At 38.9% G+C, this 12,873-nt stretch carries 13 protein-coding genes; all 13 read left to right on the top strand.

Going from position 1 to position 12,873, the window contains the following annotated elements:
- Positions 1-30 precede the first annotated feature (30 nt).
- Positions 31-771, top strand: a complete 741-nt coding sequence (locus ACO1DI_RS24230; protein ID WP_013054881.1) for a VWA domain-containing protein — start codon at positions 31-33, stop codon at positions 769-771.
- Positions 740-1,705, top strand: coding sequence for a protein kinase domain-containing protein (locus ACO1DI_RS24225; RefSeq protein WP_423145659.1), 966 nt, complete (start codon positions 740-742; stop codon positions 1,703-1,705). Before ACO1DI_RS24230 ends, ACO1DI_RS24225 begins: the two co-directional genes overlap by 32 nt.
- A 96-nt stretch (positions 1,706-1,801) precedes the next feature.
- A complete protein-coding gene (tilS, locus tag ACO1DI_RS24220; RefSeq protein WP_028412648.1) occupies positions 1,802-3,178 on the top strand; it encodes a tRNA lysidine(34) synthetase TilS in 1,377 nt (458 codons plus the stop codon).
- Positions 3,179-3,205: 27 nt separating this feature from the next.
- Positions 3,206-3,745 (top strand): hypoxanthine phosphoribosyltransferase, encoded by a 540-nt coding sequence (hpt, locus tag ACO1DI_RS24215; protein WP_028412649.1) that lies wholly within the window; start codon positions 3,206-3,208, stop codon positions 3,743-3,745.
- Positions 3,746-3,838: 93 nt separating this feature from the next.
- Complete coding sequence (ftsH, locus tag ACO1DI_RS24210) at positions 3,839-5,749, top strand: ATP-dependent zinc metalloprotease FtsH (RefSeq protein WP_013054885.1); 1,911 nt, start codon at positions 3,839-3,841, stop codon at positions 5,747-5,749.
- Positions 5,750-5,970: 221 nt separating this feature from the next.
- On the top strand, positions 5,971-6,738 hold the full coding sequence (locus tag ACO1DI_RS24205) for a type III pantothenate kinase (RefSeq protein ID WP_013054886.1): 768 nt from the start codon (positions 5,971-5,973) through the stop codon (positions 6,736-6,738).
- Between the two features lie 12 nt (positions 6,739-6,750).
- Complete coding sequence (gene hslO / locus ACO1DI_RS24200; protein ID WP_028412650.1) at positions 6,751-7,629, top strand: Hsp33 family molecular chaperone HslO; 879 nt, start codon at positions 6,751-6,753, stop codon at positions 7,627-7,629.
- A 201-nt stretch (positions 7,630-7,830) separates the two neighbouring features.
- Positions 7,831-8,769, top strand: a complete 939-nt coding sequence (gene cysK, locus ACO1DI_RS24195) for a cysteine synthase A (RefSeq protein WP_013054888.1) — start codon at positions 7,831-7,833, stop codon at positions 8,767-8,769.
- A 96-nt stretch (positions 8,770-8,865) separates the two neighbouring features.
- Positions 8,866-10,281, top strand: a complete 1,416-nt coding sequence (gene pabB / locus ACO1DI_RS24190) for an aminodeoxychorismate synthase component I (RefSeq protein ID WP_116741819.1) — start codon at positions 8,866-8,868, stop codon at positions 10,279-10,281.
- Between the two features lie 2 nt (positions 10,282-10,283).
- Positions 10,284-10,865 carry an aminodeoxychorismate/anthranilate synthase component II gene (gene pabA, locus ACO1DI_RS24185; RefSeq protein WP_013054890.1) on the top strand — a complete coding sequence of 194 codons (582 nt, stop codon included), beginning with the start codon at positions 10,284-10,286 and terminating at the stop codon, positions 10,863-10,865.
- 4 nt (positions 10,866-10,869) lie between these two features.
- Positions 10,870-11,733, top strand: a complete 864-nt coding sequence (gene pabC, locus ACO1DI_RS24180) for an aminodeoxychorismate lyase (RefSeq protein WP_116741821.1) — start codon at positions 10,870-10,872, stop codon at positions 11,731-11,733.
- A gap of 21 nt (positions 11,734-11,754) precedes the next feature.
- A complete protein-coding gene (gene folB, locus ACO1DI_RS24175) occupies positions 11,755-12,114 on the top strand; it encodes a dihydroneopterin aldolase (protein WP_028412654.1) in 360 nt (119 codons plus the stop codon).
- Positions 12,115-12,660 (top strand): 2-amino-4-hydroxy-6-hydroxymethyldihydropteridine diphosphokinase, encoded by a 546-nt coding sequence (gene folK, locus ACO1DI_RS24170; RefSeq protein WP_033580815.1) that lies wholly within the window; start codon positions 12,115-12,117, stop codon positions 12,658-12,660.
- The last annotated feature ends 213 nt before the right edge of the window (positions 12,661-12,873 follow it).

Genomic DNA, 12,873 nt, shown 5'->3' with positions numbered 1-12,873 from the left:
TAATACTGATAATGAGGAGGGGATTTTTTTATGAAAAAAGGTACATTGAAACAGATGTTGGTCATTACGGACGGTGGTTCGAATACAGGTGAAGATCCGGTAGCAATGGCTGCACTAGCTAAAGAACAAGGAATTAGTGTAAACGTTATTGGTGTGATGGAAGAGGACACAATTGATGAGCAAAGCACGAATGAAATAGAAGGCATTGCCATGTCAGGCGGTGGCGTGAGTCAAATTGTTTACGTAAAACAGCTGTCTCAAACTGTTCAAATGGTTACAAGGCAGGCAATGACGCAAACACTTCAAGGCGTTGTAAATAAAGAACTTCAGCAAATTCTAGGTTCCTCTAATTCAAGATTAGAAGAGTTATCTCCTGAGAAGCGAGGAGAAATCATGGAAGTGGTTGATGAACTTGGGGAAACGGTTGACTTAGAGATTCTTATTTTAGTTGACATGAGCGGAAGTATGAAAAATAAGCTCCCTACTGTAAAGGAGTCGCTGTTAGATTTATCGTTAAGCTTGAATGCTCGCATGGGGCACAATCAATTTTCAATCTTTTTATTTCCTGGGAAAAAGAAAGATGTAGAGAAGCTAATGGACTGGAATCCAAGATTAGAGTCGCTTTCAACGATTTTCCCAAAACTAACAGCAGGAGGTATTACGCCTACTGGACCGGCTATCAAAGAGGCTACTCATTATTTCACTAAAAAGCGCTCATTGAGAGGGTTGTTAAAAAATAATGAACAATACATTGAAGAATCAGGTATGTAACCTATCTCCGGGAACAGAAATTCAAGGAAAATGGCATCACGTCCATTATAAAATTCTTGAGAAATTAGGCGTGGGAGCAACTGGAGTTGTCTACTTAGTCCAATTAGTAAACGGAACGCTAGCGGCGTTAAAAATAAGCTTTTCCAACATGTCCGTTACAGCAGAAGTGAATGTATTAAAAAAGTTGTCTCAAGTCAAAGACAAAGTGCTAGGACCGCGCTTACTTGATGTAGATGATTGGAGCTATGGTTCTCACGCTCTTTCTTTCTATGTAATGGAGTATGTGAAAGGGCAGCCTCTCCTTTCTTTTATCTCAACAAGAGGGACAGAATGGCTGCAAGTATTTGCAAGTCAGCTCTTAACAGACTTAGAAAACCTTCATGAAGAAGGTTGGGTATTTGGCGATTTAAAACCAGAAAACCTGGTCGTAACATCTAACCCCGTAAAAGTTCGATGGATCGACGTGGGAGGAACAACTCTGCAAGGGCGGTCAATAAAAGAATTTACCGACTTTTATGATCGAGCGCACTGGGGGCTTGGCTCTCGAAAAGCAGAACCGACCTATGATTTGTTTGCCGTATCTATGGTTTTGATTCACGCAGCTTATGGCAAGCGAATTAATAAAACAGACAAACCGGCTGAACAATTAAAACAATTTATATTAACAACAAAGCAGTTGGAACCTTTCGGAGACGTTTTGTATCAAGCGGTTACGGGAAAGTATAAGTCAGCTAAAGAAATGAAAACAGAGGTGTTATCGGTCGAAAAAAGAAGAGGGGCAAAAAGTAGAGGAACAAAGCCTCAAAACGTTCGTCAACCGTCTGTCCCTCGTGTTAAAGTAAAGAAGAAGCGTTCTCACGTGTTAGAGACGCTACTACTTTGTACGTCTGTAATGTTGATTTATATTTTGTATCTATTTATTCAAGTGCTATAAAGTTTGGAGAAATTGTGAAACTTTCCTTATAGTCATTCGTATAAAGTAAATTAATGATACATTATTGCGTGTACATTATAAGGATGAGTCATTCCTATGGAAAAGCAAGTGAACAATTTTATGACAAAACATCAGTTATTATCCGCAGGCTCTACGGTGGTTGTAGGTATTTCTGGTGGTCCTGATTCTTTAGCGCTGCTGCATTTCTTATGGAGTCTGAAAGAGCAAAAATCTCTTACGATTATTGCTGCTCATGTTGATCATATGTTCCGGGGCCAAGAGTCACAGCAAGACATGGAATATGTGCAGAACTACTGCAAACAATTGAATATTAAATGTGAGGCGAAGCAGATTGATGTTACTGCCTATCAGAAGGAAAGAAAGCTATCTTCTCAAGTAGCTGCCAGAGAATGCCGCTATGCATTTTTTACTCATGTTATGAAGAAGCACAAAGCAAACCTTCTTGCATTAGGACATCACGGAGATGATCAGATTGAAACGATGTTAATGCGAATGGTTCGAGGTAGTACGATGAATGGATACGCAGGGATGCAGCCCAAGCGGCCATATGGGCATGGATTTATTATTAGGCCTTTCCTAGCCGTAACGAAAGAAGAAATCAATCGCTACTGTAAGCTACATGGGCTTACACCTCGAATTGATCCGAGTAATGAGAAAGACTCGTACACGAGAAATCGGTTTCGTCATTACGTTTTGCCATTTTTAAAGCAAGAAAACGTCGCTGTACATGAAAAATTTCAACAATTTAGCGAGAACTTGCATGAAGATCAAGCATACTTAGAGGAATTAACGACCGATGTGATGAATAAAGTAATGAGAAAGAAATTGCAAAATGAAATTCTCATTGATAGAGATTGTTTTCTAAGGATACGCAAGCCTTTACAAAGGCGTGGTATTCAACTAATATTAAACTATCTCTATAAAGAAATTCCTCCAACCCTTTCCTCAGCGCATGTTGACACGTTAGTAGGATTTTGTGAAAGTGAAAAACCGTCTGGGACGCTTGACTTTCCAAATGGTTTACGCATTATCCGATCTTACAACGACTGTCTTTTCACCTTTAATGAGGGGAACATCGAGCCATATGAATTTATTGTTCCGATTCCCGGGGTCGTTGAGCTTCCAAATGGTCACCAGCTTATTTGTGAAATACATAATAAAGTCGAAGATATAAAAGGAAACGATGTTTTTCTTTTAGATGAAGCTCACGATTTACAATCATTAAAGGTAAGGACACGAAAAAATGGCGATAAAATGCGAGTAAAGGGCATGAAGGGACATAAAAAAGTAAAGGATATTTTTATCGATGAAAAAATCCCTTTACACTTCAGAGATCATTGGCCGGTAGTGGAAGATAGCCAAGGAACTATTTTGTGGCTACCTGGTTTGAAAAAATCTGCTTATGAACTGCATACACATAAGTCCAGATATGTTATTTTATACTATAAGTAGCGAAAACTTCTAGGAGGCAAGTAAGGAATGAAGCAGGATATTCAAGAAATTTTGATTTCAGAAGAAGAAATACAACAGAAAGTAAAAGAATTGGGTAAGCTATTATCTGAGGAATACGCTGACCGTTTTCCTTTGGTAATCGGTGTACTAAAAGGCGCTATGCCTTTTATGTCTGATCTAATTAAGCGTGTTGATACATATTTAGAAATGGATTTTATGGATGTATCAAGTTATGGCAATGCGATGGTTTCTTCTGGTGAAGTAAAAATCCTAAAAGATTTAGATACATCAGTTGAAGGTCGAGACATTCTTATCTTAGAGGATATTATCGACAGCGGCTTAACACTTAGCTATCTTGTAGAGTTATTCAAGTACCGTAAAGCTAAGTCAATTAAGATTGTCACACTCTTAGACAAACCAACAGGTCGTAAAGCAGCTATTAAAGCAGATTACGTTGGATTTGAAGTACCTGATGCGTTCGTAGTAGGGTATGGATTGGATTATCAAGAAAAATATCGTAACCTGCCGTATATTGGGGTTCTTAAACCGCAAGTATACAGCAATTAAGAAGCACATATCCAAGTGCAATTTATTGGATAGGATAAATGTTCTATGTTAGTATTGAATACAGTATTTGTTTATCGTGGGAGGAGGTAAGAAATGAATCGGATCTTCCGTAATACCATCTTTTATTTACTTATATTTTTAGTCATTATTGGCGTGGTAAGCTTCTTTAGTGGCTCTAATCAAAAAGCAGAACCAATGAGATACGATACATTTGTTCAACACTTAGACAAAGGTGATGTGAAATCACTCTCTATGAAGCCTGAAAGAGGCGTGTATGTTGTGCAAGGAAAGTTAGATTCTTATAAAAAGGATCAAACGTTCCAAACTTACATCGTAGATGGTGACAAAGCACTTGATCGTATTGACGCTGCTTCAGAAAATAATCAAGTAGAAGTTGATTTTAAACCTGCTGATGAAACAAGCGGCTGGGTAACGTTCTTTACGTCAATCATTCCGTTTGTTATTATTTTCATCCTATTCTTCTTCTTACTGAACCAAGCTCAGGGCGGCGGAAGTCGTGTTATGAACTTCGGTAAGAGTAAGGCTAAGCTTTACAGTGAAGAAAAGAAAAAGGTTAAATTTAAAGACGTAGCTGGTGCAGACGAAGAAAAGCAAGAACTTGTGGAAGTTGTTGAGTTCTTAAAAGATCCTCGTAAATTCGCAGAGCTAGGTGCAAGAATTCCGAAGGGTGTCTTACTTGTGGGACCTCCTGGTACTGGTAAAACATTATTAGCAAGAGCTGTTGCTGGTGAAGCAGGCGTTCCTTTCTTCTCTATCAGTGGTTCGGACTTTGTTGAAATGTTTGTTGGGGTCGGTGCTTCTCGTGTTCGTGATTTATTCGAAAATGCGAAGAAGAATGCTCCATGTATTATCTTTATTGATGAAATCGATGCTGTAGGTCGTCAACGTGGCGCAGGTCTTGGTGGCGGACACGATGAGCGTGAACAAACATTGAACCAGTTGCTTGTTGAGATGGATGGTTTTGGTGCTAACGAAGGTATCATTATTATTGCAGCAACAAACCGCCCGGATATTTTAGATCCAGCGTTATTACGTCCAGGCCGCTTCGACCGTCAAATTACGGTAGATCGTCCAGATGTAAACGGCCGTGAAGCAGTGCTTAAAGTACATGCTCGCAATAAGCCTTTAGATGAATCAGTAAACTTAAAAGCAATTGCTATGCGTACGCCAGGTTTCTCAGGTGCAGATTTAGAAAACTTGTTAAACGAAGCTGCCTTAGTAGCTGCTAGACAGGACAAAAAGAAAATTGAAATGGTCGATATTGACGAAGCAACAGACCGCGTAATTGCAGGTCCAGCTAAGAAAAGTCGAGTTATTTCTAAAAAAGAACGCAATATTGTTGCTTATCATGAAGCAGGACATACAATTATCGGTGTCGTATTAGACGAAGCTGATATGGTACATAAAGTAACCATTGTTCCACGTGGGCAAGCTGGTGGATATGCTGTTATGTTACCAAAAGAAGATCGCTACTTTATGACGAAGCCAGAGCTGCTGGATAAAATTGTTGGATTGCTTGGCGGTCGCGTAGCTGAGGAAATTATTTTCGGCGAAGTGAGTACAGGTGCTCACAATGACTTCCAGCGTGCAACAAGCATCGCTCGTAAAATGGTAACAGAATACGGTATGAGTGAAAAGTTAGGACCAATGCAATTCGGTCAATCACAACAAGGCCAAGTATTCTTAGGTCGTGATTTACACAGTGAACAAAACTACAGTGATGCGATTGCTCATGAAATTGATAATGAAATCCAACGTTTCATTAAAGAAAGCTATGAGCGTGCGAAGCAGATCTTAACGGAAAACCGTGACAAGTTAGAGCTTGTAGCTCAAACATTGTTAGAAGTAGAAACGTTAGACGCTGAGCAGATCAACCACTTAGTAGATCATGGAACTCTTCCAGACCGTTCTAGTCACGTAACAGATGAAGATGTTAAAGTAAACATCCAAACAAAGACAGACGATGAAGAGCCAAAAGCATAAGACCAAAAAAGATCAGTGGAGACAGTCTCCACTGATCTTTTTTATTGGGTAGAAGTTAGGTTTGGCAAAAAGTTTTTCATATATATAGTGGATAAGTAGGATATCCACTAGAGAATTGTGTCATTATATTCCTATTTTATCTAGAATATACACGTCTATTTACCAGTTATGGTATGATGGTTTCAGTGTGAATACTGAATTTAAATAAAGTGGTGATTGAAATGATTTTTGTATTAGATGTTGGAAATACCAATACGGTATTAGGTGTATACGATGGAGATGAATTAAAGTACCATTGGCGTGTAGAAACAAGCCGTAATAAAACAGAAGACGAGTATGGCATGACAATCAAAGCCTTGCTTGAGCACGTTAGTTTATCTTTTAAAGATATTCATGGTATTATTATTTCCTCTGTTGTTCCTCCTATTATGTTTGCATTGGAGAGAATGTGTCAAAAGTATTTTCATTTAAAGCCGCTTGTTGTTGGTCCTGGAATTAAGACGGGTTTAAATATTAAATATGAAAATCCACGTGAAGTGGGAGCAGACCGTATTGTCAATGCTGTTGCTGGAATTCAGCTGTACGGAAGCCCTTTAATTATCGTTGATTTTGGTACCGCAACCACATATTGCTACATTGATGAAAATAAGCAATATATGGGTGGTGCAATTGCCCCTGGTATTAATATTTCGACAGAAGCTCTTTATTCAAGAGCATCTAAGCTTCCGCGTATTGAAATTGCGCGACCAAATAGCATTGTTGGGAAAAATACAGTATCTGCGATGCAAGCAGGTATTTTATATGGATACGTTGGACAAGTAGAAGGAATTGTAGCAAGAATGAAAGAGCAAGCAACAGTAAATCCTAAAGTTATTGCTACTGGAGGACTCGCAACATTGATTGCTAAAGAGTCGGATATTATTGATATTGTGGATCCATTTTTGACTTTAAAAGGATTACAAATAATCTATACAAAAAATATGGAGTAAGAGGTGTATATTATGGGCGACTATTTAGTAAAAGCACTAGCTTACAATAGTCAAGTTCGCGCTTATGCGGTAAAAACAACGGATACAGTTGGAGAAGCGCAGCGCCGTCACTATACATGGCCTACAGCCTCTGCAGCATTGGGACGTTCAATGACTGCGGGAGTTATGATGGGGGCTATGCTAAAAGGTGAGCAAAAGCTAACAATTAAAATTGAAGGCCGCGGCCCAATTGGTGTTATCTTAGTAGACAGCAATGCCAAGGGTGAAGTGCGTGGATATGTAACGAACCCGCAAACGCACTTCGATTTAAATCAGCATGGAAAATTAGATGTAGCACGTGCTGTAGGTACAGATGGTACGCTGAGTGTTGTAAAAGATATCGGGATGCGTGATCAATTTAATGGACAAGTACCTATCGTATCGGGAGAATTAGGAGAGGATTTCACGTATTATTTCGTGACATCTGAGCAAGTTCCATCTTCAGTAGGTGTAGGTGTACTTGTTAACCCTGATAACACAATCTTAGCTGCGGGTGGATTTATCATTCAGCTTATGCCAGGAACAGATGATCAAACGATTACAGCTATTGAACAACGTTTACAAACGATTGAACCCATTTCAAAACTGATTCAAAAAGGTCTTTCTCCTGAGGAAATCTTAGAAGAAGTTCTTGGAAAAGAAAACGTAAAGTTTCTAGAGACAATGCCTGTAGAGTTCAAATGTCAGTGCTCAGAAGAAAGAATTGCTAATGCCATTATCAGCTTAGGAAAAGAAGAGATTCAATCGATGATTGAGGAAGACGGCCAAGCTGAAGCACAGTGTCATTTTTGTAATGAAACCTATCGTTTTGATAAAAAGCAGCTAGAAGAAATGAAAGAACAAGCAATTTAAATGAAATAAAAGATTCTTTAAAGGCGTCATTTTATAAATGAACGCCTTTTTTTATAAGTGTTAAGTCCTATTTATGTATATATTGATCTAAAAATATAACAAAAATAGGTAAATGGAAAGACAAAATGATTGACAATTTAGAAAACATCTGATAAATTGTATACAAAATCAATAAAATTAGTTGGTATTAGGAGTGGTCATATGGCACGTATTGCAAATTCAATTACAGAGTTAATTGGTCAAACACCAATCGTAAAACTAAACCGTCTAGTTGAAGAAGATATGGCGGATGTATATTTAAAATTAGAATTTATGAATCCAGGAAGCAGCGTAAAAGATCGTATCGCATTAGCAATGATCGAAGATGCTGAAGCAAAAGGTGTATTAAAGCCTGGAGACACCATCATTGAACCAACAAGCGGTAACACAGGAATTGGCTTAGCAATGGTAGCTGCAGCAAAAGGATACCGTGCTATTTTAACAATGCCTGAAACGATGAGTATTGAGCGTCGTAATCTGCTTCGTGCGTACGGTGCAGAGTTAGTGTTAACACCAGGTCCAGAAGGAATGAAAGGTGCGGTTAATAAAGCAACTGAGCTTGCAAAAGAGCACGGCTACTTTATTCCTCAGCAGTTCCAAAATGAAGCGAACCCAGAAGTGCACCGTCAAACAACGGCTAAAGAGATCATCGAGCAGTTTGGCGATCAGCTAGATGGATTTGTGGCAGGTATCGGTACTGGCGGTACTATTACAGGTGCTGGCGAAGTATTAAAAGAAAAGTATCCAAACATCAAAATTTATGCGGTAGAGCCAGCTGATTCTCCGATCTTAAGCGGTGGTCAACCAGGACCTCATAAAATTCAAGGAATCGGTGCAAACTTTGTTCCGGATACGCTTAACACGGAAGTATATGACGAAGTTGTCGCTGTTCAAAACGACCAAGCTTTTGAATATGCACGTAAAGTAGCAAAAACGGAAGGCGTACTAGTAGGTATCTCTTCTGGGGCTGCGATTTATGCTGCGTTAAAAGCTGCAAAACAGCTAGGAAAAGGTAAAAAAGTGTTAGCGATTATTCCAAGTAACGGTGAGCGTTACTTAAGTACTCCATTGTTCCAATTCGAGGAACAAACACAAGCATAAAAACCATAAAAGAACAGCTTCTATATGAAGCTGTTTTTTTCATCTGAGAATCATGTAAAATGAAAGCAGGTGATTTATTTTTAGGAGAGTGAACAAATGCAGCAAAGAATGACTTGGGGCGAATCTATTTCTATCTCTAAAAACCAATGGTTCAAAAAATATCAAGAGTTGTCAAAAGAGGAACCGAATCATATCCTGCTTGAAAGCGGTCGAGGCGGAAAGTTTCAAATGATGGGATTAAAACCTGTAGCCATTTTGCGAGGCGAACAAAACGAGCTTCATATCAAAACCGATGGCCAAGCTACTGTTCAAAAAGGTAATCCGCTTCATCTTATGCGAGACTGGATGAAGAAGTTTGAAGCAGAGGTGAATCCAGATCTTCCTCCTTTTCAAGGTGGAGCAATTGGCTTTATTAGCTATGATTATATCCGCTATGTAGAAACCATACCTGATCTTGCTGAAGATTCATTGAAAACGCCGGACGTTTATTTCCTTATTTTCGATGACGTATTTGTATACGATCAAGAAAAGGAAAAGCTCTGGATTATCGTTAACGATGAAGCAGATTGTAAAGAGCAGGCACATAAGCGTATTGATCAATACAAAAAGGACTGGATGGAGGCAAGTGCTGAAGGGGTCTCATATGAGCGTATTCATCGCGTTGCCGAAAAGAGTGAGGTTTCAATGTCTGAAGCTGCTTTTTCAGATGCCACAACTCGCGTACATGAGTACATCGGGCAAGGCGATGTGTTTCAAGTGAACTTATCTGTTCGACAGTCTCAACAGCTTCAAACTCATCCTATGCATATCTACGAACAGGTACGAAAAATCAACCCGTCTCCTTACATGTCTTATATGCAGACAGAAGAATTTCACATTGTGAGCTGTTCACCAGAACTATTAGTGAAAAAAGCCGGTGACGAAATCAGTACGAGACCAATTGCGGGAACGCGCTCTCGCGGTAAGGATGATCAAGAAGACCAACAGTTAGCGGATGAGCTTATTCATAACGAAAAAGAGCGTGCAGAGCATGTGATGCTTGTTGATTTGGAGCGTAATGACCTTGGTAGAGTAAGCGACTATGGTACCGTTCATGTTGACGAGTTTATGGTTATTGAAAAGTATTCACATGTGATGCATATTGTGTCTAATGTAAAAGGCAAGCTCGCGCGCAATAAAGATTTTGTAGATATTGTAGATGCGGTTTTTCCTGGAGGAACGATTACTGGAGCGCCTAAAGTTCGTACAATGGAAATCATTGAAGAACTTGAACCTGTAAGGCGAGGAATTTATACAGGATCGATTGGTTGGATTGGGTTTAATGGAGATATGGAATTAAATATTGCGATTCGCACTATGATTATTCAAGACGGCCAAGCTTATGTGCAGGCTGGTGCGGGTGTTGTAATTGATTCAAATCCGAAACACGAATACAAAGAATCACTGAAAAAAGCAATTGCACTATGGAAAGCAAAAGAGCAGAGCGAAAATGAGCTGAGTGAGGGTGAGTAAAGATGATATTAATGATTGATAATTATGATTCTTTTACGTTTAATTTAGTACAGTATTTAGGTGAGCTAGGGCATGAGCTTCTTGTAAAAAGAAATGATGAAATTACACTTTCTGAAATTGAAGTGCTAAATCCAGATTTCTTGATGATCTCCCCGGGACCTTGTAGTCCCAACGAAGCGGGAATCAGTTTAGAAGCCATCGAGTATTTTGCAGGTAAGATTCCAATATTCGGCGTATGCTTAGGGCATCAGTCGATTGGGCAAGCTTTTGGAGGGAATGTGATTCGTGCGGATAAATTAATGCACGGTAAAACATCTGAAATGCATCATGATGGCCGTACTATCTTTAAAGGTCTTGATAATCCGTTCACGGCAACTCGATATCATTCTTTGATTGTAGAAAAAAGTTCACTGCCGGATTGCTTTGAGATTTCAGCGTGGACAGCAGAAGATGAAATTATGGCGATTCGCCATAAATCATTACCTATTGAAGGGGTACAGTTCCACCCTGAATCTATCATGACTTCTTACGGTAAAGAAATGCTGAAAAATTTTATTGAAACTTACGAAAAAAAGCGAGTGTAATGATATGTATATATACGTAAATGGTGAAGTAAAGCCTGCGTCTGAAGCCACTATTTCTCCGTTTGATCACGGATATATGTATGGTCTAGGGCTATTTGAAACGCTACGAGTTTATGATGGTCATCCATTTTTAGTGGAAGACCATCTGGATCGACTGCGTAGCAGCTTACGTGAATTAAATATTGTATGGGACTACTCTACACAGGACGTGTTGGGAATCATTAATAGTCTGTTAATGAAAAACAATGAGAGAAATGCGTATGTTCGATTAAATGTTTCAGCAGGAAATGGCGGAATTGGACTGCAAGTGGAAGAATACGACAAGCCATCTACAATTGTATATATGAAATCAATGCCTCATCCATCGAGCCCCCTTGTAAAAGAGGGGCTTATTCTTGAGACAAAGCGAAATACGCCCGAAGGAACCGTGAGGTTGAAGTCTCATCACTATTTAAACAATGTACTGGCTAAGCGAGAAGTTGGTTCAGACTTAAATAAAGAGGGTATTTTTTTAACAAAAGAAGGGTTCTTAGCCGAAGGTATTGTGTCCAATTTATTTTTTGTAAAAGATGATTGTGTATATACACCGTCTCTTGAAACAGGTATCTTAAATGGAATTACGAGACAGTTTATCTTTACGCTTTTAAAAAAGAAAAACATAGAAGTTGTAGAAGGTTTATTTACGGCGGAACAGCTTTTGGAGAGTGATGAAGCTTTCGTTACAAATTCCATTCAAGAAATCGTACCTCTTCGAAGTATAAAGGATAAGAAGTTTTCAGTCGGAGACCATACGTTAACAGCTCAGTTGCAAAAAGAGTATCGCTCTTACACGATGTCGCTAATGAGTCGACGCGAGCTACATGTATAAAAGCGAAAGGAGAGGCTAAAGATGGATAAAATTTATGTGAATGATATGCGTTTCTATGGATATCATGGTGTATTTCCAGAAGAAAATAAATTAGGGCAGCGTTTTCACGTGGATTTAACTGTAGAACTAGATTTAAAACAAGCTGGTACTACGGACAATTTAGAATACTCGGTGAGCTATGCAGATTTATACCAAACATGCCAGGAAGTTGTAGAGAAGCGCACGTTCAAGTTAGTTGAAACGGTGGCCGAAACGATTGCATCTGAATTGCTTGCTAATTACGAACTCGTGCAGGCTTGTACAGTAAAGGTATATAAGCCTGATCCGCCAATTCCCGGTTATTATCAATCGGTAGCTATTGAAATTAAAAGGAGCCGTTGAATGACAACAGAAGCATATATTGCATTAGGATCAAATATTGAAAATCGAATGGAACATTTGAAGTCGGGAGTTACTGGCTTGATGAAACATTCTGAGGTTAAGGTAGTGGCTGTTTCATCTGTTTATGAAACGGCCCCGGTCGGGTATACGAATCAAGCAAGCTTTTTAAACATGGTAGTAAAAATACAAACAACGTATTCGTCAGAGCAACTTTTAGATTGTTTGCAAGCCATTGAACAAGCGGCAGGTCGAAAAAGAGAGATTGTATGGGGACCTAGAACCCTTGATTTGGATATCTTACTTTATAGTAATGAAATCATTCATACGGATAGGCTGAACGTCCCTCATCCCCGAATGTTTGAACGGGCGTTTGTGATGGTTCCTCTAAACGAACTAGCTCCATCTCTTATTCTCCCTGTAGCAGAAGAAAAAGTTGAAACCATCACAAAACGGTTATCGGATTTAAAAGATGTAAAATTATTTCGAGAGCAAACAACTGATATACTAGATATGTTCGAAAATAATAGGAATGATTTACATAAGTAAAAATGAATCTTATTAGTTGATTCATTTTTATATTGGCGTAAAGTAGAGTTCACAGTGAAAACTTTAAGGTTTGGGTTCGCAGGTTGTTGGTTTATTCGGTAGCTTGTTAGAGAAATCGAAGAAAAAGAGAAGCGAAGCAAGAATAAAGCGATTTGACATAGAGAAACGACTGAACCTATAATAATTTTAAAGAAACGTAGTAGTTGCCAGTAA

The sequence above is a fragment of the Priestia sp. 40 genome, assembly GCF_049368575.1.
GTDB classification, from domain to species: Bacteria; Bacillota; Bacilli; order Bacillales; family Bacillaceae_H; genus Priestia; species Priestia zanthoxyli.
Note: the sequence above shows the minus strand (reverse complement) of the source record. Positions and strands in the feature narration are given on the sequence as shown.

Excerpts from the sequence above, each read along its gene's own strand:
- cysK (WP_013054888.1), top strand. The coding sequence starts at position 7,831 with ATGGCACGTATTGCAAATTCAATTACAGAGTTAATTGGTCAAACACCA.
- pabA (WP_013054890.1), top strand. The coding sequence starts at position 10,284 with ATGATATTAATGATTGATAATTATGATTCTTTTACGTTTAATTTAGTA.
- pabC (WP_116741821.1), top strand. The coding sequence starts at position 10,870 with ATGTATATATACGTAAATGGTGAAGTAAAGCCTGCGTCTGAAGCCACT.
- hslO (WP_028412650.1), top strand. The coding sequence starts at position 6,751 with ATGGGCGACTATTTAGTAAAAGCACTAGCTTACAATAGTCAAGTTCGC.
- ACO1DI_RS24225 (WP_423145659.1), top strand. The coding sequence starts at position 740 with ATGAACAATACATTGAAGAATCAGGTATGTAACCTATCTCCGGGAACA.
- folK (WP_033580815.1), top strand. The coding sequence starts at position 12,115 with ATGACAACAGAAGCATATATTGCATTAGGATCAAATATTGAAAATCGA.
- folB (WP_028412654.1), top strand. The coding sequence starts at position 11,755 with ATGGATAAAATTTATGTGAATGATATGCGTTTCTATGGATATCATGGT.
- ftsH (WP_013054885.1), top strand. The coding sequence starts at position 3,839 with ATGAATCGGATCTTCCGTAATACCATCTTTTATTTACTTATATTTTTA.
- ACO1DI_RS24205 (WP_013054886.1), top strand. The coding sequence starts at position 5,971 with ATGATTTTTGTATTAGATGTTGGAAATACCAATACGGTATTAGGTGTA.
- hpt (WP_028412649.1), top strand. The coding sequence starts at position 3,206 with ATGAAGCAGGATATTCAAGAAATTTTGATTTCAGAAGAAGAAATACAA.
- tilS (WP_028412648.1), top strand. The coding sequence starts at position 1,802 with ATGGAAAAGCAAGTGAACAATTTTATGACAAAACATCAGTTATTATCC.
- pabB (WP_116741819.1), top strand. The coding sequence starts at position 8,866 with ATGCAGCAAAGAATGACTTGGGGCGAATCTATTTCTATCTCTAAAAAC.
- ACO1DI_RS24230 (WP_013054881.1), top strand. The coding sequence starts at position 31 with ATGAAAAAAGGTACATTGAAACAGATGTTGGTCATTACGGACGGTGGT.